Here is a 21,024-nt window from a genome sequence, read left to right on the forward strand (position 1 = left end):
GCCAAGAAGATGTAGCGCAACCCCAGTGCTTGCAAGTGCGCGCGAGCTACTCTGAAAAAGTCTTCAAAGAAGGCCGAGATCGGCCAGTTCCTGCCTGAGCTTGGCGGGCATTTCCGCAAGTCCCGCACGGCCTGCACCGAGATCGGCCGGCGCATCTTCGGCCTTCAGGTAGCGCCAACCCTGGAAGGCGCGGCGCGGCTGCCAGTCGGTGCGTACAACGATCGGCTCCAGCACCAGCTTGCAGCGCGAAATGCCCTCGTCATCGACGAAGGGCCTGATCTCCAACAGCTTTTGCCGGCATTGGACGTTGCCCTTGATGACCCAGTAGAGCGAACCGCCGCCGAGGATTTCCTCGCCACGCGTCGGCATCATGCGAGTCGTATGGTACTGCTCGACGGGTTCGCCGGTCCGCCGACGCTCGTCGAGGCGGAAGGCGATCCATTCTTCCAGATCTTCGACGCTGTCGCAGCCGACGCAGAGTTTTATGAGGTTGAGGGCCATGGGCGTGATTTACTCCCGACACCCGTTACCGACAAGCCGCTTGTCCACAGAAGCGCCGCCCGGAGACGAGGCCAGACGGCCTCAGCACTCCACGACGTTGACGGCGAGGCCGCCGAGGCTGGTTTCCTTATAGCGCTCGTTCATGTCCATGCCGGTCTGGCGCATGGTCTCGATTGCCGCATCGAGCGGGACAAAATGCTTGCCGTCGCCCTTGATCGCCAGCGAGGCGGCGGTCACGGCCTTCACCGCGCCGAGCGCATTGCGCTCAATGCATGGCACCTGCACGAGCCCGCCGACAGGATCGCAGGTCATGCCAAGATGATGCTCCAGCGCGATCTCGGCGGCATTCTCGACCTGTTCGGGCGTGCCGCCCATGACCGCGCAAAGACCGGCAGCAGCCATGGCCGAGGCCGAGCCCACCTCGCCCTGGCAGCCGACTTCGGCGCCCGAGATCGAGGCGTTGGTCTTGATGATGCCGCCGACGGCCGCAGCCGACAGAAGGAAGTCGCGGATGCTCGCCTGGTCGGCCTCCGGATGGAAATGCAGCCAATAGCGCATCACGGCCGGCACGACGCCGGCAGCGCCGTTAGTGGGCGCCGTAACCACGCGTCCGCCCGCTGCGTTCTCCTCGTTCACCGCCATGGCATAGATCGACAGCCAGTCATTGGCGAGCAGCGGGTTCGGGCGGTTCTGGCGCCAATCCTCCTGCAGCTTGTCGTGCAGCTGTCGCGCGCGGCGGCGCACCTTCAGGCCGCCCGGCATGATGCCTTCCTGCGACAGGCCGCGGTCGATGCAGCCCTTCATGGTATCCCAGATGCGGTCGAGCCCGGCGTCGAGCTCTTCCCGCGACATGTGCGTCTCTTCGTTGACGCGCTTCATCTCGGCGATGGAAAGCCCGCTCTGCGCTGCCATGGAGAGCATCTCCACCGCATTGCGGAATGGATAAGGCACAGACGTGCCGGCTTCCGGTTCACTGCGGGTCTTGAGGCGCTGAAGCTCCTCTTCCGACACCACGAAGCCGCCACCGATCGAATAGTAGATGCGTTTCAGCAGCAGGTGGTCGTCGGCGTCATAGGCGTAGAACGCCATGCCGTTGGCGTGGCCGAGCAGCGGCGTCTTCTTGTCGAGCACGAGGTCGGTCGCTGGATCGAAGCGATAGGCCGGATGGCCGGGCGCGGTGACCAGTTTGTCGGCCGTGATCTTGTCGATAATAGCATCGGTGCGGTCTGGGTCGACCGTGGTCGGGATCAGGCCCGCCAATCCCAGGATCACCGCACGGTCCGTGCCATGGCCCACGCCGGTATAGGCGAGCGAGCCGTGCAGGCTGGCAGCGACGCGGTCGACCTTCGCATTGGCCGGGCGCGGCCAGTCATTGCCCTGAAGTTCGGCGAGAAAGCGCGCGGCCGCAGTCATCGGGCCCATCGTGTGCGAACTGGACGGGCCGATGCCAATCTTGAAAAGGTCAAATACCGACAGGAACACGGGCAGGCGATCTCCAGTGAATGCGAAGCGAGTCTAGCCTCAATATATGGATGATTGTGCGCTTTTGTCGGTCGAAGCTAGGCGCTTCCCGACTTTGATTGCTTCGGCAACGACATGAGGCGAAAGCCTCAAAACAAAAGAGACGCGGGGAGCCCCCGCGCCTCTCTCATAATCCCGGAAATGATCGGCCGGATCAACCCGCGGCAACCACGGCGACCTTGTCGGCGCCGCTCACGAGCCAGGCGAGAAGAATGATACCGGCAAACCCCAGCACTGCTTTGGCCGTCAGACCCCAGCAGGACTTCTGAACGTGTTCGTCCATGATGTGTGTTTCTACCCTTAGAACCCTGTGCGGACGGCTTTCTCGCCGCGTTTTCCCACCCCGCAACCGCGCGAGAGATACGTCTTCGCGCGACCTTTCGCAACTGCAAAAAGAGGCGAAAACGTGGCAGCCGCGCATAGCTGCCATGCGAGCCCGCTTACAACTTAAATAAAATCATCCGCTTAATCCGAAATCGCCATCAACGAAATTGAAAGCTGTATGTCGAAATTGTGTCTCGCCGGACAGGGCGTCAGCCGGCCTTGCGATGGTGCATCGGGGGCGTGATAAGCTTCCAAAATGCTCGATTCTCTGAAGCTTACGATCCCTGATCTCGCTGCCCTTTCCTTCTTCCTGGCGGCATGGGCCGTGCATACGTTGACGGTCGATGGCCACCTCGTGCGCCGTATCTCGCTCACCCGCGCAATGAATGCGCAGCGCGAGGCCTGGATGCGGACCATGGCGCGGCGCGAACTGCGCATGATCGACACCAGCATCATGGTGGGTCTGCAGCAGGGAACCGCGTTCTTCGCTTCAAGCTCGCTGATTGCAGTGGGCGGCTGCTTTGCGCTGCTTGGAGCATCAGATCATGTGCTGACGGTTCTGGCCGATCTGCCTTTCGCTGGTGCGGCCTCGCGCCCGACCTTCGAGGTCAAGGTCCTCGGCCTGATCATCATCCTGGCCTATGCCTTCTTCAAGTTCGGCTGGTCCTACCGGCTGTTCAATTACTGCTCCATCCTCGTCGGAGCAGTGCCGATGCAGGGCGAAGGGATGCACAGCCCGTCCATGGAAGCGGCGGTGCGCCGCGCCACGCGGATGAATGTTCTGGCCGGAAAGCATTTCAACGCCGGCCTGCGGGCGATCTTCTTTTCGCTCGGCTATCTGGGGTGGTTCGTGAATGCGGCCGTGTTCGTCATCACCACACTCATCCTCATGGCGGTGCTGATGCGCCGGCAGTTCTTCTCGTCCGCCCGCCAGGCGATTCTGGAGCCGGATTAGACCGGCCCGGGGAACGGAGAAGCGATCTTGCCCGACAGCCAGTAGGCGACGAGCCCGATCCATTCGCGAATGGCCATGGTGGTGTTCTGGAGCGCGTCTGTCGGATTGTCGCGCAGCAGGCCGACGCCCTCCTGCCCCGAAGTGCGATAGTCGACCGGCCAAGGCAGCACGGCAAAGTCCGCCTTGCGGAACAGCGCCATCGAGCGCGGCATGTGGAAGGCCGAGGTGACGAGCAGCCAGGTTTCACCTGACTTGGGCGAAACGAGCCGCTTGGTGAAGACGGCGTTTTCGTAGGTGTTGCGCGAGTCGTTTTCGAGCACCAGCCGCTCGGGCTCGACGCCGAGCGCGGTTAGCAGCCGCTCGGCCGTCGCCGCATCGCCCTCTCCATCGAGGAGGAGCGAGCCAACACCGCCGGAAACGACGATCTTCGCATCGGGGAACCGGCGCGCAAGTATCGCGGTCTCGACGAAGCGGTCGCCGGCCCGGTTCAGCTCATAGCCGCCGCGCACGAGGTTGATCGCGCCTTCGAGACCGCCGCCCAGCACGACGATGCCATCGACCTTTTCCAGCAGATTCGGGCGCTGAAAGCGTTCTTCGAGCGGGTTGAGCAGGATCGCGCCGAGTGACGTCCAGGTCGCGAGCGCCAGGATTGAAAAGCCGCCAAGGCATCCGGTGATCGCTAGGCGCCGCCAGCCCGCAAGCAGAGCGACGACACCAGCCAGAAGCAGAAACAGCGAGAGGTTCAAGGGCTGGAGGAAAAACCAGAAGACCTTGGAAACGACAAAGAACATTCCGTCACCTTATTAGATCGCCCGCGCGTTTCTTTGGACGCGCAAAGGACGATCTAACATTTTGAGCGGGCATCGAAAAATCCCGAAAACCGCAGGGCGTCTTTCGGTTCGATGCCCGGGTAGCGGATTCTTACCACCACTTTTCCGGCTGGAACCGTCCGGCCGCCTGTTCGATGACATGGGCGGTCTGGAACAGCGTTTCCTCATCGAAGGGGCGGCCGATGAGCTGGAGCCCGAGCGGCAGGCCGCCAGCGTCCACACCGGCGGGAACAGCGATACCCGGCAGGCCGGCCATGTTCACCGTGACCGTGAAGATGTCGTTGAGATACATCTTCACCGGATCGCTTGCCATCTCCTGGTCGGCGACGCCGAAGGCGGCCGACGGGGTGGCAGGGGTCAGGATGACGTCGATGCCGGCAGCGAAGGCGTCCTCAAAGTCCTTCTTGATCAGCGTGCGCACCTTCTGCGCCTGCAGATAGTAGGCATCATAATAGCCAGCCGACAGCACATAGGTGCCGATCATGATGCGGCGCTTGACCTCGCGGCCGAAGCCGGCGGCGCGGGTGTTCTCGTACATCTCGATGATGTCCTTGCCCGGCACGCGCAGGCCGTAGCGGACGCCGTCATAGCGTGCGAGGTTGGACGAGGCTTCCGCCGGCGCCACGATGTAGTAGGCCGGCAGGGCGTATTTCGTGTGCGGCAGCGAGATGTCGACGATCTCGGCGCCGGCGTCCTTCAGCCAGGCAATGCCGTTCTGCCAGAGCGCCTCGATATCGGCCGGCATGCCGTCGACGCGATATTCCTTCGGAATGCCGATCTTCATGCCCTTCACCGAACGGCCGATCGCCGCTTCGTAGTCCGGCACCGGCAAGTCGACGGAGGTGGTGTCCTTGGAATCGACCGAAGCCATGGACTTCAGCATGATCGCGGCGTCGCGCACGTCGCGCGAGATCGGTCCGGCCTGATCGAGCGAGGAGGCGAAAGCCACCGTGCCCCAGCGCGAGACGCGGCCATAGGTCGGCTTGATGCCGACCGTGCCGGTGAAGGCGGCCGGCTGGCGGATGGAGCCGCCGGTGTCGGTGGCAGTGGCACCGGCGCAGAGCCAGGCGGCAACAGCAGCAGCCGAACCGCCGGACGAGCCGCCGGGCACGAGCCGCTTGTTCGAGCCAGCCGCGCGCCAGGGGTTGATCACCGCGCCGTAATAGGAGGTCTCGTTGGAGGAGCCCATGGCGAACTCGTCCATGTTGAGCTTGCCCAGCATGACGGCGCCGTCGGCCCAGAGATTGGCGGTGACGGTCGATTCATAACGCGGCTTGAAGCCGTCCAGCACGTGGCTGCAGGCCTGGGTGTGCACGCCTTCGGTGGCGAACAGGTCCTTGATTCCGAGCGGAATGCCTTCCAGCGCGCCGCCCTGGCCATTGGCGAGCTTTTCGTCCGATGCCTTGGCCATGTCACGCGCCTTGTCGTGCGTGACCGTGACATAGGCGTTGAATTCGCCGTTGGCGGCATCGATCGCGTCGAGATAGGCGTCGGTCAGCTCGGTCGCCTTGATCTCCTTGGCGCGGAGCTTGGTGCGGGCCTCGGAAATGGTCAGTCTGGTCAGGTCGCTCATCGTCATTCAGCCTGCAAATTCTTTTCGTAAAACACCGACCATTCCGAATCCGGATAGTCAAGCACAGGGCCGCAGCGCGTAAAGCCGGCGCGCTCATAAACGGCCCAGGCGGCCGGGTGCCGGTCGCCGGTTTCAAGCACCAGCCGCGAAATGCCCTCGTTGCGCGCCAACGCCTCGATGCGGCCCACGATCTCGAAGCCGATGCGACGGCCGCGATGCGAGGGGCGCGTATACATGCGCTTGACCTCGCCAAGATCGCCATCGTGCCGCTTCAGCGCCCCGCAAGCCACCGCCTCGCCATTGTCGCGGGCAATGAAAACGGTGGTGTCGGGCCCCGCCATCTGCTCCGCTGTCATGTGGAAGCAGAATTCCGGCGGCGTCAAATCGAGCAATGTGGCGTTGAGCTCGGCGATCAGGCCGCGCACATCATCCTGCAACGGGCTTTCATTCGCGATCGCGAGGGCCACGAAGCGTTACTCCACCACCTTGGGAACGAGGAAGAAATTCTCTTCGGTCGACGGGGAATTGGCGACGATATCGGCGGCCTTGTTGCCGTCGGTAACGACATCCTCGCGCTTCTTCATCGCCAACGGCGTCACGGAGGTCATCGGCTCAACGCCGCTCACTTCGACTTCGTTCAATTGCTCGACGAAGCCGAGAATGGTGTTCAGTTCGCCTGTCATACGCTCGGCATCCTCGTCGGTGACGGCGATGCGGGCAAGATGCGCGACGCGCTTTACGGTGGTTATATCAACGGACATCAGGGATTCTCCGGAAAACCGGGCTGGTTATCGTGTTCGGGCTATAGCGGCGCCCGGCCCGGCGCGCAACATTGATGTCCGCGCCGGAGCTTCGAGAAGCTAAATCTCTTTGGTTTCGCCCAGGTTCGGCACCACGATCTCGACGCCCGAACCCTCCATGCCGGCGATGAACTTGTCCGGCGTCTGGTCGAGCATCGGGAACGTCTTGTAGTGGCAGGGGATCACCGTCTCGAAATTGAAGAAGCGCCGGCAGGCAAGCGCGGCTACCGCGCCGCCCATGGTGAAGCGGTCGCCGACCGGCACGATGCCGATCTGGGGCTCATGCAACTCGTTGATCAGCGCCATGTCGGAGAAGATGTCGGTGTCGCCCATGTGGTAGAGCGTGCGATCGTCTGGGAAATGCAGGATGAGGCCAGCCGGATTACCAAGATAGGTGTTCGTGCCGCCCTCGCCGGCATATGACGAGGAATGAAGCGCATTGACGAAGGTGGTGGTGAAGCCGCCGCAATCGACCGTGCCGCCATGATTGCCGGGGTTGATCTGGTCGCCGTTCACGCCTTGGCCGACCAGATACATGCAGATCTCGAAATTGGCGACGAGCTGCGCGCCGGTCTTTTTCAGGATCGCCAGGGAATCGCCGATGTGGTCGTTGTGGCCATGGGTCAGCAGCACATGGGTGACACCCTCGGCAGGACCTTCCCAGCCATTTTTCCAGAGCGGGTTCTGGATGAAGGGGTCGATCAGGATCTTGGCCTTGCCCACCTCCACGCGAAACGCGGATTGCCCGTACCAGGTGATTTTCATCGCAGCCGACTCCTCGATTTTCTCTTGTGCAAAGGATAGAAGGCGGCGAAGCCAAGTCAAAAGGAAAGCCACGCGCCCGTGAACATCGTCGCGATCGAGGACCTGCCGCAGCTACTCACCGGCGGCAAGACGCTGGCCGGGCTGGATCTCGGCGAAAAGACGATCGGCGTTGCCGTTTCGGATCGCGGCCTGTCTTTCGCGCATCCACGACCCGTCATCATGCGCAAAAAATTCTCGATCGACGTGGCCAGCCTGCTTGAGCTGCTCGGCAAGGAAAACACCGGCGCGGTGGTGATCGGCCTGCCCGTCAACATGGACGGCAGCGAGGGCCCGCGCGCACAAGCTTCGCGCGCATTCGTGCGCAATATCGTCAGGCTGACCGACCTGCCCTTCGCTTTCTGGGACGAGCGGCTATCGACCGTCGCGGCAGAGCGCAGCCTGATCGAGATGGATATGTCGCGCGCCAAGCGGAAGACAAAGATCGATTCGGCCGCGGCTGCCTTCATCCTGCAGGGCGTTCTAGACCGACTCCACGCCCTTCGGCCGGAAACCGGCTCGGAGTAGGACGAGCGGACTGCTCAAGAGGTCTTGGTCCTCGCCCGCATCCAATTTCCTATCTGCCGGCGCCGGCGGAAGGCAAGGATCGCCGCAAGAAGGAACGCGTCGAAGATGCAGGTCCTGACGAGCAGAAGCGGAATGGTGTCCGGGTCGACGCCAAGTATTTGACCATACAGCTGGAAGACGAGATCGTGCAGCTGCCGGCTCAGGATCACATAACCGAAGTTGATGTCGTAGAACGACAGGCCGAACCAGCCCCAGAACAGCAGTAATGGCCCGGCCCAGAGGACGATCACATAGCGCATCGGCCGCCTCCCTGGAGACAGAACTCGAAGACGCGGCCCGCCGGCAGCCGCGCAATGTGCACAGCTCTGCCGGGAGCCAGACCTGACCTGAACAGCTTTAACATTGATTAACCCACCCCAACTTCAGACTGTGATGCCGAATGCTCGGCATCGCAATTGAAACCATTTGTTAACCTTAACGGTCGTCTGTTGTTAATTGAGATAAGGAAAAGATAGGCTCGTTCCGACGTTTTCCATCCCCTCGAGTCTCACTCCGGACCCTCAGCCTTCATCCAATGCTTGCAGCCTTCGAAAGTATCCTTCCGATCTTCCTGCTTATTCTGGGAGGAAATTGGCTACGCCGCCTGCCGCTGATCGATCCCGGTGCCTGGATTGGGCTCGAGCAGATCGGCTACTGGTTCCTCTATCCGGCGCTGCTCTTCGTCACGATCTACAATGCAGATTTCAGCGGGCTCGAACTCAATGCCATGATGATGGCGCTGGCGGCCGCGCTCGTCGCCATGCTGGCGATCACTTGCGGGCTATGGCCATTGCTCGACCGCACCGGGCTCGTAAAACGCACCGAGTTCTCCTCGATCTTCCAGACAGCGGTGCGCTGGAACAGCTTCATGGCGCTGGCGATCGCACAAAAGATGTTCCCGCCTGCCGGCACCGCCGTTGTGGCACTGGTGATGGCGATCATCATCATCCCGCTCAACCTTGCGACGGTGCTTCTGGTGACGCGCTTTGCCGACCGGAACGCCAACTGGCGCAAGATCGGCCGCGACATGGCGATCAACCCGATGATTTTGGGCTCGCTCGCGGCCATCCTGTTCCGCTGCCTGCCGTTCCACCTCTACGGTCCGCTCAACCAGACGCTGGGCCTGGTCGGAAACGCGGCGCTCGGCATGGGGCTTTTGGCCATTGGTGCGGGCTTGCGGCTCGGCGACCTGTGGCGGCCGCGCGTGGCGCTGTTCTTGCCCGTCATGCTGAAGCTTGCGCTCTTCCCGGCCTTGCTCGTCGGCGCTGCCGTGGCCTTCGGCATCACGGGCAGCCAGCTCTCTTATCTGGCGCTATGCGCGGCGGTGCCGACCGCCATGAACGGCTATCTGCTCGCCCGCCAGCTGGGCGGCGACGCCGAGCTCTATGCCGCCGTCACCACGGTGCAGACGGCAGCTTCGTTCCTGACCATACCGGCGGTTCTTTCGCTGACGGCTCAGATCACCGGATAGAGCGTGTCGATGATCATGCGCGCATCATGGCGCGCGTCGAGCATGCCATAAGTGCCGCGCCATTGGCCGGCGAGGCGCGTTTCGATGAAGGCATCGGCGATGCGCCCTGCCCCCATGCGCCGCAACTCGGCCGCTGCCGCAGACAAGGCTAGCTGCTCGGTCAGGATACGCGCCGAGCCTTCGTCGGACGACGCCACCTGAAGTGCTGCGCGCAGCACACCCGTGGTGCCGGAGCCGCCCGGGCCGAGATCCCGCTCGAGGCTGGCCAAAACATCGTCGAACAGACCGGGCGCGCGGCTGAGAACCCGCAACACGTCGAGCGCCATGACGTTGCCCGAGCCTTCCCAGATGGCGTTGACCGGGGCCTCGCGATAGTAGCGGGCGAGCGGCATTTCCTCGACATAGCCGTTGCCGCCCAGGCACTCCATCGCCTCGTAGAGCAGCGCGGGCGCTATCTTGCACACCCAGTATTTTACAACCGGCGTCATGACGCGCGCGAAGGCCGCCTCGCCGCGGTTGGTCGCCGCCTCGTCGAAGGAACGCGCCAGCCGGAACGACAGCGCCGTGGCACCGGCGACATCCAGCGCCATGTCGGCCAGAACGCGCTGCATCAGCGGCTGGTCGATCAGAGTGGCACCGGACACCTGGCGATGGCGCGTGTGGTTGACGGCCTCGGACAGCCCCGCGCGCATGAGGCCCGAGGAGGCGATGGCGCAATCGAGCCGCGTCAGCGTCACCATGTCCATGATGGTCTTCACGCCCTGCCCCGGCTCGCCGACCATCTCGCCGATGGTGTTGACGAATTCGACCTCGGAAGACGCGTTCGAGCGGTTGCCCAGCTTGTCCTTCAGGCGCTGGAAGAGGAAGCCGTTGCCGTTGCCGTCGCCGAGAATGCGCGGCACGAGGAAGCACGACAGCCCTTCGCGCGCCTGGGCGAGCACCAGGAAGGCATCCGACATGGGCGCCGACATGAACCATTTGTGGCCGGTGATGCGATAGAAGCCGCTGCCGGCGCGCTCGGCGCGGGTGGTGTTGGCGCGCACATCGGTGCCGCCCTGCTTCTCGGTCATGCCCATGCCGAGCGTCAGCCCGGTCTTTTCCACCGGCGGCTTCTGGGCCTGGTCGTATTTGCGCGTGGTGATGCGCGGCGCCCATTCGCGAAACAGTTTTGAGCTCGCCATCAGCGCCGCCAGCGAGGCGCTGGTCATGGTGATGGGGCAGAGGTGCCCCGTCTCGAGTTGCGCTGTGAGATAGAAGCGCCCGGCGCGGGCCTGATGCCGGCGGCCGGTTTCGTGCGCGCCGTTCTCCCATATGGACGAATGCAGGCCGTTGGTGACCGACCGCCGCATCAAGGCATGATAGGCCGGATGATAGTCGACCACGTCGAGGCGCCGGCCCTGCCGGTCATGCGTCCTGAGCTTCGGTGTTTCAGTGTTGGCGAGCCGCGCGAGATCCTGCGCCTCGGCGCTCAGCACGAAACGACCAATGCCGTCGAGGTCCTTGCGCACCGGATCGGAAAAGTCTTCGGCAAGCTGAACCAGCAACGGATCGCCCCGCCAGGCGTTGCCTCCGGTCAAGGGCGGAGATTGGTTCGTTACCTCGTCGCTCACGCGCAATCCTTAGGGTGCTCTTCGGCGCATCATGCGAATCCGAAGTATCATCGGAGCTTTATAAACCAAGGGATCCTTACCACGCGATGAAAATCCCGGGAAAGTGGGCCCTCCACCCCCTTCCGGCGCTTGCGATCGCCCCATCGCGCGCCTATAGGACGGCTTTAAGATGACAGACGCTCCGCTCCCGCCGCTTTACCCGCACCGCCACTTGCTTGGCATTCGCGATCTTTCCCCTCTCGACATTGAACTGCTTCTCGACCGCGCGGACGCCGCGGTGGCGATTTCTCGCCGCAACGAGAAGAAGACGACGACGCTGAGAGGTCGCACGCAGATCAACCTCTTCTACGAGGCTTCCACCCGCACGCAGTCATCCTTCGAGCTCGCCGGCAAGCGGTTGGGCGCAGACGTGATGAACATGTCGGTGGCCAGTTCCTCGGTGAAGAAAGGCGAGACGCTGATCGATACGGCGATGACGCTGAACGCGATGCGCCCGGACATCCTCATCATCCGACATGCCTCGGCAGGTGCCGCGGCCCTTCTGGCGCAGAAAGTGGGATGCTCGGTCGTCAATGCCGGTGATGGCGCGCATGAACACCCGACGCAGGCGCTGCTCGACGCGCTGACCATCCGCCGCGCCAAGGGCACGCTCGCTAGGCTCACGGTAGCGATCTGCGGCGACATCCTGCATTCGCGCGTGGCGCGCTCCAACATCCTGCTGCTCAACGCCATGGGCGCCCGGGTGCGCGTGGTCGCCCCGTCCACGCTGCTGCCCTCCGGCATCGCTCAGATGGGCGTCGAAGTCTGTCCGACCATGGCCGAGGGCCTTAAGGATGCCGACGTGGTGATGATGCTGCGCCTGCAGCGCGAGCGCATGGAAGGCGCCTTCGTGCCTTCGGTGCGCGAATATTTCCGTTATTTCGGCCTCGATGCCGAAAAGCTGAAGGCCGCGAAACCCGACGCGCTCGTCATGCATCCCGGACCGATGAACCGCGGCGTTGAGATCGCCTCGGAAATCGCCGACGGCCCGCAAAGCGTCATTCAGGAACAGGTGGAAATGGGAGTGGCCGTGCGCATGGCCGTGATGGAAGCGTTGCTCGATCCGCGCCGCAACCAGGACGGAGGCCAGGCATGAGCGTCACCGTCTTCCAGAACGCCCGTATCGTCGACCCCTCGCGCGGCGTCGACGAGATCGGCTCCGTCATCGTCGACGGCAAGACCATTGCCGCCTCCAGCGCCTCGGCCCTCAACCAGGGCACGCCGGAGAATGCGAAGATCGTCGACTGCACCGGCAAGACCATCATTCCCGGGCTGGTGGACGGCTGCGTCTTCATCGGTGAGCCGGGCGCGGAGCATCGCGAAACCATCGCTTCGGCAAGCCTCGCCGCTGCAGCTGGCGGCGTCACCTCGGTCGTCATGATGCCGGACACCGATCCGGTCATCGACAATGTGGCGCTGGTGGAGTTCGTGTTGCGGACCGCGCGCGACACCGCGCACGTCAACGTGTTTCCGGCCGCCGCCGTCACCAAGGGCCTGGAAGGCCGCGAGATGACAGAGTTCGGCCTGCTGCGGGAAGCTGGCGCGGTCGCCTTCACCGACGGACGCCACACCATCGCCAACGCGCTGACGATGCGCCGGGCGCTCACCTATGCACGCGATTTCGGTGCGGTGATAGCGCACGAGACGCGCGACCCGCATCTGGCCGGCTCTGGCGTGATGAACGAAGGGCTTTATGCAAGCTGGCTCGGCCTGTCCGGCATTCCGCGCGAGGCGGAATTGATCCCGCTGGAGCGCGACCTCTCGCTCGCTCGTTTGACGCGCGGCCGCTACCACGCCTCCAAGATTTCGACCGGGCTTTCGGCCAACGCGGTTGCCCGCGCCAAGGCCGACGGCGCAAACGTCACCGCGGGCGTTTCGATCAACCATCTGTCGCTGAACGAGAACGACATCGGCGAATACCGCACCTTCTTCAAGCTGTCCCCGCCGCTCCGCACTGAGGACGACCGGCAGGCGATGATCGAGGCGGTGCGCAACGGCACGATCGACATCGTGGTCTCGTCGCATGACCCGCAGGACGTCGACACCAAGCGCCTGCCCTTCTCGGATGCGGCCGATGGCGCGATCGGGCTCGAAACGCTGCTTGGCGCGGCTCTGAGGCTCTACCACAACGACGAAATCCCGCTACTGCGGCTGATCGAGGTGCTTTCGACTGCACCGGCGAAGCTTTTCGGCCTGCCAGGCGGCACGCTGAAGCCTGGTGCGAGCGCCGATCTCGCGATCGTCGACCTGAACGAACCCTGGATCGTGCAGGAACAGAACATCCGCTCGCGCTCGAAAAACACCTGCTTCGAGAGTGCGCGTCTGCAAGGCAGGGTCTTGCAAACGATGGTTTCGGGCCGCACAGTGTTTTCGATTTAGGCCGGAGACTGGTAACGCAGCTCCGAGGGGGAGTTAGATGGATTCTTTGACGTGGCAGCTGCCGCTGCCATACCTCATTGCAGCGCTGGTTTTCGGCTACCTGCTCGGCTCGATCCCGTTTGGCCTCCTTGTCACGCGCGCCGCCGGGCTGGGCGACGTGCGCAAGATCGGCTCGGGCAATATCGGCGCAACCAATGTGCTGCGCACCGGGAACAAAAAGCTCGCGGCGCTGACGCTGCTGCTCGATGCATTGAAGGGCTCCGTCGCCGTCCTCGTGGCTGGTCTTTATGCGCCGGAAGCAGCGCTGGTTGCCGGCTTCGGCGCTTTCCTGGGCCATCTCTTCCCGGTCTGGCTCGGTTTCAAGGGTGGAAAAGGTGTTGCCACCTATCTCGGCGTGCTGATTGTGCTGGCGTGGCAGGGCGCACTGGTGTTCGCCGTGGTCTGGCTGCTGGTCGCCTTCCTCACGCGCTACTCGTCGCTTGCCGCGCTGGTCGCGGCGGTCGCAGTGCCGGTTGCGCTCTACTTCCTCGGCCTCTACGACACCGCGGTCCTCTTTGCGATCATGAGCGCGATCGTGTTCATCAAGCACCACGCGAACATATCGCGGCTGCTTGCGGGAACTGAAACCCGCATCGGGGCCAAGGGATGAACAAGCCTGCCGGTCCCCGCCTCAGCGACCGGCAGCGACTGAACTGGCTGCGTCTTATCCGCACCCCGAATGTCGGGCCCGCCAGTTTCCGCGATCTCATCAACCGCTTCGGCTCGGCCGAAACAGCCATTGAAATGCTGCCGGAACTGATGATCTCCGGCGGCGCCAACCGCATAGCCCGGATTCCCTCCGTTACTGAAGCGGAAGCCGAGATGGAGATGGCACGCAGACTCGGCGCGCGCTTCGTCTGCATCGGCGAACCGGACTATCCGCCCCTGCTCAGACGAATGGACAACCCGCCGCCCCTGCTTGCGATCAAGGGAGCGGGCGCCGTTTTCGGGTTGCCAGCTGTGGCGATTGTCGGTGCCAGAAATGCCTCGCTGGCCGGTATAAAAATGGCGCGCGCGCTCGCCGCCGAACTGGGCCGCGAGGGCTATTCGGTCGTTTCGGGCCTTGCGCGCGGCATAGACACCGCGGCCCATCAAGGTAGCCTTGCGACCGGCACGGTCGGCGTTTTTGCCGGGGGGCTGGACCAGCCCTACCCACGCGAGAACATCGGCCTCATGGAGCAAATGGCGACGAGCGGCGGCGCGATCGTCTCGGAAATGCCATTCGGCTGGGAGCCGAGAGCCCAGGATTTTCCGCGCCGCAACCGCATCGTAGCCGGCATGACGCTCGGGCTGGTTGTGGTGGAGGCTGCCAAGCGGTCTGGCTCTCTCATCAGCGCGCGGCTGGCGGGCGAGATGGGCAGGCTGGTGTTCGCGGTGCCCGGCTCGCCGCTCGATCCGCGCGCGGCCGGCACGAACGGGCTTCTCAAGGACGGTGCGATCCTCGTCACCGAAGCCAGCGACATCATGACCGCGCTTGCGCCGCTGGCCGGAGTGTCACGGCCCCTTCCTCAATCGCTCGACGAGCCGCCGGACTTCTCGGCCACGCCCCCGCCCGGTGACAGCCACCGGGATCGGGTGGTGGAGGCGCTGGGTCCGGTGCCGGTCGGCGTGGATGAGATCATCCGCCACACCGGGCTGCATCCGGCCCAGGTTTTCATGATTCTGCTGGAGCTTGATCTTGCCGGCCGGCTCGAGCGTCATTCAGGAGGCGCGGTTTCGCTTGTCCTGCAGGACCCGTGACGCCCGCTCGCCCCTTATGATGTCGCTCGCTTCGACATAGGTCATCTCGATCAGGTAAGTGAGCATGTCGCAGCGCTCGGCTTCCGCCATGGCCCGCAACTGGCCGAGCAGCGTCTGTATGTAATCGAGCGTATCCGTGCGCCTCGTTGTCAAGGACTGCCGCATGGGCAATACTCCGCGATGTCCCGCACGGGCCATGGCTTCGAGCAGGCTCCAGGAAAGGATTAAACGTAAAGGCTTTATACAACCCCTGATAATAAGAAGTATATTGAATATACCGTAGATTGCAATCGGCTTACATAGTCGCTTCATGGCTGCGTCTAAAGACGCAAAGGGCGTTTTTGCTGTCCGCCCCTTGACCGGACGGAAAACCGCAGCCATGTGACGGGCCAGTTGACAGAAATTTTCGCCGCGCGTCGCCTTGGTTCCCGCTGGCGACCTCATTGGAAATAAGAGCAAACATGGACGTCGTCGTCGTCGAGTCGCCCAACAAGGTCAAAACCATCAACAAGTATCTGGGTAAGAACTACAAGGTTCTTGCCTCGTTCGGCCATGTGCGCGACCTCCCTGCCAAAGACGGTTCGGTGAAGCCCGACGAGGACTTTGCCATGTCCTGGGCCGTGGACGGAGCCTCGGCCAAGCGGCTCACCGACATCGCCAAGGCAGTCAAGGACGCCGACGGCCTGATCCTCGCAACCGACCCTGATCGCGAGGGCGAAGCCATTTCCTGGCACGTGCTGGAAGTGCTGAAGCAGAAGCGCGTGCTGAAGGACAAGCCGATCAAGCGCGTGGTCTTCAACTCCATCACCAAGCAGGCCGTGCTCGACGCGATGGCCAATCCGCGCGAAATCGACCCGCCGCTGGTCGACGCCTACCTGGCCCGCCGCGCGCTCGACTATCTCGTCGGCTTCACGCTGTCCCCTGTGCTGTGGCGCAAGCTGCCCGGCGCCCGTTCGGCCGGCCGCGTCCAGTCGGTGGCACTGCGCTTCGTCTGCGACCGCGAGAACGAGATCGAGCGCTTCATCCGCGAGGACTACTGGCTGGTGGCCGGCATTCTCGCCACGCCGCGCGCCGACACCTTCGAAGCCAAGCTGACGGCCTATGAAGGCAAGAAGCTGCAGAAGCTGGACATCAAGAGCCAGGAGCAGGCCGACGCGATCAAGGCCATGCTCGACAGCGCCAACTTCAAGGCGCTGTCGGTCGAGGCGAAGCCCACCAAGCGCAACCCTGGCCCGCCCTTCACAACCTCGACCCTGCAGCAGGCCGCCTCCTCGCGCCTCGGCTTCTCGGCGGTGCGCACCATGCAGGTGGCGCAGCGCCTCTACGAGGGCATGGACATCGGCGGCGAAACGACCGGCCTGATCACCTATATGCGTACCGACGGCGTGCAGATGGCGCCCGAGGCGATCAGTGCTGCCCGTTCGGCAATCGGCAGCGAATTCGGCGACAAATACGTCCCCGAAAAGCCGCGCTACTATTCGACCAAGGCCAAGAACGCGCAGGAAGCGCACGAAGCCATCCGCCCGACCGACTTTTCGCGCACGCCGGCCGAAATGCGCAAATATCTCGATGCCGACCAGGCCAGGCTCTACGAGATGATCTGGAAGCGCGCCATCGCCAGCCAGATGCAGCCGGCCGAGATCGAGCGCACCACCGTCGAGATCGAGGCGCGCAACGGCTCACAGACCGCGCAGCTGCGTGCAGTCGGCTCGGTCGTCCGCTTCGACGGCTTCATCGCCGCCTACACCGAACAGAAGGACGAGGACTCTGAGGACGAAGAAAGCCGCCGCCTGCCGGAGATCCGCATGGGCGACGCCCTCGACCGCAAGTCGATCAACGTCACCAGCCACACCACCGAGCCGCCACCGCGCTACAGCGAAGCCTCCTTCATCAAGAAGATGGAAGAGCTCGGCATCGGCCGCCCGTCGACCTATGTCGCGACACTGAAGACGCTGGAAGACCGCGACTATGTGAAGATCGAGAACCGCCGGCTGCTCCCGCAGCCGAAGGGCCGGCTGGTCACCGCCTTCATGGAAAGCTTCTTCGAGCACTATGTCGAATACGACTTCACCGCCTCGCTGGAAGAGAAGCTGGACGAGATTTCCGACGGCAAGCTCTCCTGGAAAGACGTGCTGCGCGACTTCTGGAAGGCGTTTTCGGCGACCGTCGACGACATCAAGGAACTGCGCGTCACCGACGTGCTCGATGCGCTGAACGAGGAACTCGCGCCGCTCGTCTTCCCCGAGCGCGAGGACGGCTCGAACCCGCGCATCTGCCCGAAATGCGGCTCCGGCAACCTGTCGCTGAAGCTCGGCAAGTATGGTGCCTTCGTCGGCTGCTCGAACTACCCGGAATGCGGCTACACCCGCCAGCTGGGCGGCGAGGGTAACGGCAATGGCGAAGGTGCGGAAGGTCTTGAGGACGGCACCAAGTCGCTCGGCAAGGATCCGTACACCAGCGAAGAGATCACGCTGCGTAGCGGCCGTTTCGGTCCCTACCTGCAGCGTGGCGAGGGCAAGGACGCCAAGCGCTCGAGCCTGCCCAAGGGCTGGACGCCCGCGAGCATCGACCACGAAAAGGCGGTGGCGCTCCTGTCGCTGCCGCGCGATGTCGGCAAACATCCGGAATCCGGCAAGATGATCTCCGCCGGGCTTGGCCGCTACGGCCCGTTTGTGCTGCATGACGGCACCTATGCCAATCTCGAAAGCATCGAGGACGTGTTCTCGATCGGCCTCAACCGCGCCGTTTCGGTGCTGGCCGAGAAGCAGTCGAAGGCAAAGGGCGGCCGCAACGGCACTGCGGCAGCGGCGCTCAAGGAGCTTGGCGAGCACCCTGCCGGCGGCGGCGCGATCACCGTGCGCGACGGTCGCTACGGGCCCTATGTCAATTACGGCAAGATCAACGCGACCCTGCCCAAGGGCAAGGATCCGACGAGCGTCACCATGGAAGACGCGCTGGCGCTGATTGCCGAGAAGGAAGCCAAGGGCGGCGGCAAGAAGCCCGCACGCAAGACGGCCGCTGCCACCAAGAAGCCGGCAGCCAAGAAGACAGCGACCAAGAAGGCCGCGGCGAAGAAAAAAGAGGAATAGCAAGCCTTGGCAAGAAGCATCTCCGGGCGGAAAAGCGCCGGCGCGAAGACCGGCTCGTCCGACGCCACCCGATCCGGAGGCAAGGCTGGCGCCTTCCTGCCCTCGCGCGACGACATTTTGCGCTACATCGCGGAAAATCCCGACAAGAGCGGCAAGCGCGACATCGCCAAGGCCTTCTCCATCAAGGGCGAGAACCGCATCTGGCTGAAGGACACGCTGGCCGACCTTCAGGGCGAAGGGCTGCTGCAGAAGGAACGCAAGCGGCTCGTCCGCCCGGGTTCCCTGCCCTCGGTTGCCGTGCTCGAGATTTTTGGGCGCGATTCCGACGGCGGCCTTCTGGCCCGGTCCGTCGAGCAGCAGGATGATGATCTGCCCACAGTCGTGTCGATCAAGGTGTCGCGCAACGGGCCGACGCCGGGCGTCGGCGATCGCGTACTGGCCAAGACTTTCCCGACCCATGCCGACACCGGGCCGGCCTACACCGCCCGCGTGATGAAGGTATTCGAGAAGCGGCATGACGCGGTTCTCGGCGTCTTCCGCATCCTCCAGGACGGCACGTTCCGGGTTGAACCGGTCGAGCGTCGTCAGAGCGAACTGGTGGTCGAGCAGGAGTTCCGCAACGGGGCCGAAAGCGGCGATCTGGTCGAAGTTCTGCCGCAGCGCGCACCGCGCTACGGCCTGCCCCGCGGCAGGGTCCTGAACGTCGTCGGGTCACTTGCTAGCGAAAAGGCGGTCTCGATGATCGCCATCCACATGCACGAGATTCCGCACATCTTCCCGGCCGATGTGATCGCCGAGGCGGATGCTGCCAAGCCTGCCGCGATGGATCACCGCGAGGACTGGCGCGAACTGCCGCTGGTGACGATCGACCCGGCCGACGCCAAGGACCATGACGACGCCGTGTTCGCCGAGCCGGACACCGACGAAAAGAACCCGGGTGGCGTCATCGCCTATGTCGCCATCGCCGATGTCGCAGCCTATGTCCGTTCGGGCACACCGCTCGACCGCGAGGCGCTGAAGCGCGGCAACTCGGTCTATTTCCCCGACCGCGTCGTGCCGATGCTGCCGGAGCGCATCTCGAACGACCTCTGTTCGCTAAAGTCTGGCGTTGATAGGCCGGCGCTTGCCGTTCGCATGACCTTTTCGGCCGACGGCCGGAAGATTCGCCACTCCTTCCACCGCATCATGATGCGGTCCTCCGCCAAGCTCGCCTACAGCCAGGCGCAGGCGGCCATCGACGGCGTGACCGACGACGTGACGCGGCCGATCGTCGACACCATCCTGCGCCCGCTGTGGGACGCCTATGAGGTGCTGAAGCGGGGCCGCGATTCGCGGCAGCCGCTCGAACTCGACCTGCCGGAACGCAAGATCCTGCTCAAGCCGGACGGCACGGTCGACCGCGTCGTCGTGCCGGAGCGACTGGACGCGCACAAGCTCATCGAAGAGTTCATGATCCAGGCCAACGTCTCGGCTGCTGAGACGCTGGAAGCCAAGAAGCAGAACCTAGTCTACCGCACGCACGACGCGCCGTCGCTTGCCAAGCAGGAAGGCCTGCGCGAGTTCCTGGCGACGCTCGGCCTGTCACTGGCGCGCGGCGCGCAGATGAAGCCGTCGCAGTTCAACCAGATCCTCAGCCAGGTGAAGGGCGCCGAACACGAAGCGCTGGTCAATGAAGTGGTGCTGCGCGCGCAGAGCCAGGCGCTCTACTCGCCGGAGAACCTCGGCCATTTCGGACTCAACCTGCGCCGCTATGCGCATTTCACTTCGCCGATCCGGCGCTATGCCGACCTGATCGTGCACCGGGCGCTGATCAGCGCCCTGTCGCTCGGATCGGACGGTATCACCCGCAGCGAGGAAGAGCGGCTGGAGGACGTTTCCGAGCTGATTTCGGCCACGGAACGCCGCGCCATGGCCGCCGAGCGCGATACGATCGACCGGCTGATCGCCGGCTATCTTGCCGGGCACATCAACGACACCTTCGACGCGCGCATATCCGGCGTCACCAAGGCGGGGCTTTTTGTCCAATTGCCGCAGTTCGGTGCCGATGGTTTCATCCCAGTGTCATCCTTGGATGGCGATTATTACGTTTATGATGAAACTGCCCGGGCACTTTTTGGGGATCGCACAGGGAAAGGCTATCAGCTCGCCGACCGCGTCGAGGTCCGCCTCGTCGAGGTAGCTCCGCTCGCAGGCGCCATGCGCTTCGAGATGCTGACTGAACCGAAACCACTTCCCGGCTCCAAACGGTCGTTCCACAAGGCAAAGGGACAGAGAACGCGGGCGCGTGCAACACAATTGCGCGCAGCATCCCGCGGCAGGAGACGTTGATGCAGACTGAGGTTTTTGGCGGAGAGCAGCGCGTCAGCCGTCCGGTACGCCCTTTGTGGACGGCGATGAAGCGCGGCTTCAAGGGCCGCTGCCCGCATTGCGGGGAAGGAAAGCTGTTCACGTCCTTCCTGACGATCGCCGACAAGTGCGAAAGCTGCGGCGAGGAAATGTTCCACCACCGCGCCGATGACCTGCCCGCCTATCTGGTTGTCGTCATCGTCGGCCACGTCATCGTTGGCGCCTTCATGGGCGTGGAAGCCACCAGCACGCTGTCGACCTGGCAGCATCTGGCGATCTGGGTGCCGTTGACGATCATCATGTCGCTTGCGCTATTGCGCCCGACCAAGGGCGCTGTCGTCGGCCTGCAATGGGCGCTGTATATGCATGGCTTCGGCGACGAAGAAGACCTGATCGAGACGCATCCTGAGGTGTGAAGCCCGCCGCTGGAGCAACGCTC

21 protein-coding genes are annotated in these 21,024 nt (G+C 63.6%); 10 read left to right on the forward strand and 11 right to left on the reverse strand.

The genetic code is table 11. From position 1 onward, the window contains the following. Nucleotides 1-63 precede the first annotated feature (63 nt). The 3 genes from M2281_RS00170 to M2281_RS00180 form a co-directional block, all read right to left on the reverse strand. Nucleotides 64-501 (reverse strand): DUF1489 family protein, encoded by a 438-nt coding sequence (locus M2281_RS00170; protein ID WP_280819085.1) that lies wholly within the window; start codon nucleotides 499-501, stop codon nucleotides 64-66. Nucleotides 502-582: 81 nt separating this feature from the next. Further along, the gene (locus tag M2281_RS00175; protein ID WP_280819086.1) at nucleotides 583-1,983 is read right to left on the reverse strand and encodes an L-serine ammonia-lyase; all 1,401 of its coding nucleotides are present in this window, start codon (nucleotides 1,981-1,983) and stop codon (nucleotides 583-585) included. Nucleotides 1,984-2,176: 193 nt separating this feature from the next. Beyond that, a complete protein-coding gene (locus M2281_RS00180) occupies nucleotides 2,177-2,305 on the reverse strand; it encodes a hypothetical protein (protein ID WP_280819087.1) in 129 nt (42 codons plus the stop codon). 297 nt (nucleotides 2,306-2,602) lie between these two features. On the opposite strand from M2281_RS00180, the gene M2281_RS00185 reads away from it, so the two are divergent. Further along, nucleotides 2,603-3,301, forward strand: a complete 699-nt coding sequence (locus M2281_RS00185) for a DUF599 domain-containing protein (RefSeq protein ID WP_280819088.1) — start codon at nucleotides 2,603-2,605, stop codon at nucleotides 3,299-3,301. On the opposite strand, the gene M2281_RS00190 is transcribed toward M2281_RS00185, so the two are convergent. The 5 genes from M2281_RS00190 to M2281_RS00210 form a co-directional block, all read right to left on the reverse strand. Continuing rightward, complete coding sequence (locus M2281_RS00190; RefSeq protein ID WP_280819089.1) at nucleotides 3,298-4,092, reverse strand: YdcF family protein; 795 nt, start codon at nucleotides 4,090-4,092, stop codon at nucleotides 3,298-3,300. The two genes, M2281_RS00185 and M2281_RS00190, sit on opposite strands and share 4 nt — an antisense overlap. A gap of 130 nt (nucleotides 4,093-4,222) precedes the next feature. Beyond that, entirely contained in the window at nucleotides 4,223-5,704 is a 1,482-nt protein-coding gene (gatA, locus tag M2281_RS00195) for an Asp-tRNA(Asn)/Glu-tRNA(Gln) amidotransferase subunit GatA (RefSeq protein WP_280819090.1), read from the reverse strand. Nucleotides 5,705-5,706: 2 nt separating this feature from the next. After that, nucleotides 5,707-6,171 (reverse strand): GNAT family N-acetyltransferase, encoded by a 465-nt coding sequence (locus tag M2281_RS00200; RefSeq protein ID WP_280819092.1) that lies wholly within the window; start codon nucleotides 6,169-6,171, stop codon nucleotides 5,707-5,709. A 6-nt stretch (nucleotides 6,172-6,177) separates the two neighbouring features. Beyond that, nucleotides 6,178-6,465: an Asp-tRNA(Asn)/Glu-tRNA(Gln) amidotransferase subunit GatC gene (gatC, locus tag M2281_RS00205; RefSeq protein ID WP_280819093.1), complete on the reverse strand. Its 288-nt coding sequence runs from the start codon at nucleotides 6,463-6,465 to the stop codon at nucleotides 6,178-6,180. A 99-nt stretch (nucleotides 6,466-6,564) separates the two neighbouring features. Next, nucleotides 6,565-7,269, reverse strand: coding sequence for a metal-dependent hydrolase (locus M2281_RS00210; RefSeq protein ID WP_280819094.1), 705 nt, complete (start codon nucleotides 7,267-7,269; stop codon nucleotides 6,565-6,567). Nucleotides 7,270-7,347: 78 nt separating this feature from the next. On the opposite strand from M2281_RS00210, the gene ruvX reads away from it, so the two are divergent. Further along, on the forward strand, nucleotides 7,348-7,833 hold the full coding sequence (gene ruvX / locus M2281_RS00215) for a Holliday junction resolvase RuvX (RefSeq protein ID WP_280819095.1): 486 nt from the start codon (nucleotides 7,348-7,350) through the stop codon (nucleotides 7,831-7,833). Between the two features lie 14 nt (nucleotides 7,834-7,847). Here the strand turns inward: ruvX and M2281_RS00220 are convergent, their stop codons facing one another. Then, nucleotides 7,848-8,132 carry a DUF6105 family protein gene (locus M2281_RS00220; protein WP_280819096.1) on the reverse strand — a complete coding sequence of 95 codons (285 nt, stop codon included), beginning with the start codon at nucleotides 8,130-8,132 and terminating at the stop codon, nucleotides 7,848-7,850. A 275-nt stretch (nucleotides 8,133-8,407) separates the two neighbouring features. Between M2281_RS00220 and M2281_RS00225 the strand changes: the two genes are divergently transcribed. After that, a complete protein-coding gene (locus M2281_RS00225; RefSeq protein ID WP_280819097.1) occupies nucleotides 8,408-9,343 on the forward strand; it encodes an AEC family transporter in 936 nt (311 codons plus the stop codon). On the opposite strand, the gene M2281_RS00230 is transcribed toward M2281_RS00225, so the two are convergent. Next, nucleotides 9,328-10,953: an acyl-CoA dehydrogenase family protein gene (locus M2281_RS00230; RefSeq protein WP_280819098.1), complete on the reverse strand. Its 1,626-nt coding sequence runs from the start codon at nucleotides 10,951-10,953 to the stop codon at nucleotides 9,328-9,330. The genes M2281_RS00225 and M2281_RS00230 overlap by 16 nt on opposite strands. 169 nt (nucleotides 10,954-11,122) lie before the next feature. Here M2281_RS00230 and M2281_RS00235 point away from each other — a divergent pair, with 169 nt between their 5' ends. From M2281_RS00235 to dprA, 4 genes are read left to right on the forward strand one after another with little or no spacing between them, the layout of a single operon-like run. Next, nucleotides 11,123-12,088, forward strand: coding sequence for an aspartate carbamoyltransferase catalytic subunit (locus M2281_RS00235; protein ID WP_280819099.1), 966 nt, complete (start codon nucleotides 11,123-11,125; stop codon nucleotides 12,086-12,088). Further along, nucleotides 12,085-13,371: a dihydroorotase gene (locus tag M2281_RS00240; protein WP_280819100.1), complete on the forward strand. Its 1,287-nt coding sequence runs from the start codon at nucleotides 12,085-12,087 to the stop codon at nucleotides 13,369-13,371. The genes M2281_RS00235 and M2281_RS00240 overlap by 4 nt, the downstream gene beginning before the upstream one ends. 37 nt (nucleotides 13,372-13,408) lie before the next feature. Next, on the forward strand, nucleotides 13,409-14,020 hold the full coding sequence (plsY, locus tag M2281_RS00245) for a glycerol-3-phosphate 1-O-acyltransferase PlsY (protein WP_280819101.1): 612 nt from the start codon (nucleotides 13,409-13,411) through the stop codon (nucleotides 14,018-14,020). Then, nucleotides 14,017-15,150: a DNA-processing protein DprA gene (gene dprA, locus M2281_RS00250; RefSeq protein ID WP_280819102.1), complete on the forward strand. Its 1,134-nt coding sequence runs from the start codon at nucleotides 14,017-14,019 to the stop codon at nucleotides 15,148-15,150. The genes plsY and dprA overlap by 4 nt, the downstream gene beginning before the upstream one ends. Here the strand turns inward: dprA and M2281_RS00255 are convergent. After that, nucleotides 15,112-15,315 (reverse strand): hypothetical protein, encoded by a 204-nt coding sequence (locus M2281_RS00255; RefSeq protein ID WP_280819103.1) that lies wholly within the window; start codon nucleotides 15,313-15,315, stop codon nucleotides 15,112-15,114. The two genes, dprA and M2281_RS00255, sit on opposite strands and share 39 nt — an antisense overlap. A gap of 296 nt (nucleotides 15,316-15,611) precedes the next feature. On the opposite strand from M2281_RS00255, the gene topA reads away from it, so the two are divergent. The 3 genes from topA to M2281_RS00270 are packed head-to-tail and all read left to right on the forward strand — an operon-like array spanning nucleotide 15,612 to nucleotide 21,001. Further along, complete coding sequence (gene topA, locus M2281_RS00260) at nucleotides 15,612-18,239, forward strand: type I DNA topoisomerase (protein ID WP_280819104.1); 2,628 nt, start codon at nucleotides 15,612-15,614, stop codon at nucleotides 18,237-18,239. A gap of 6 nt (nucleotides 18,240-18,245) precedes the next feature. Continuing rightward, entirely contained in the window at nucleotides 18,246-20,567 is a 2,322-nt protein-coding gene (gene rnr, locus M2281_RS00265) for a ribonuclease R (protein ID WP_425537650.1), read from the forward strand. After that, nucleotides 20,567-21,001, forward strand: a complete 435-nt coding sequence (locus tag M2281_RS00270; protein WP_280819105.1) for a DUF983 domain-containing protein — start codon at nucleotides 20,567-20,569, stop codon at nucleotides 20,999-21,001. Before rnr ends, M2281_RS00270 begins: the two co-directional genes overlap by 1 nt. Nucleotides 21,002-21,024 lie beyond the last annotated feature (23 nt).

The sequence above is a fragment of the Pseudaminobacter soli (ex Li et al. 2025) genome, assembly GCF_029892515.1.
Lineage (GTDB): Bacteria > Pseudomonadota > Alphaproteobacteria > Rhizobiales > Rhizobiaceae > Pseudaminobacter > Pseudaminobacter soli_A.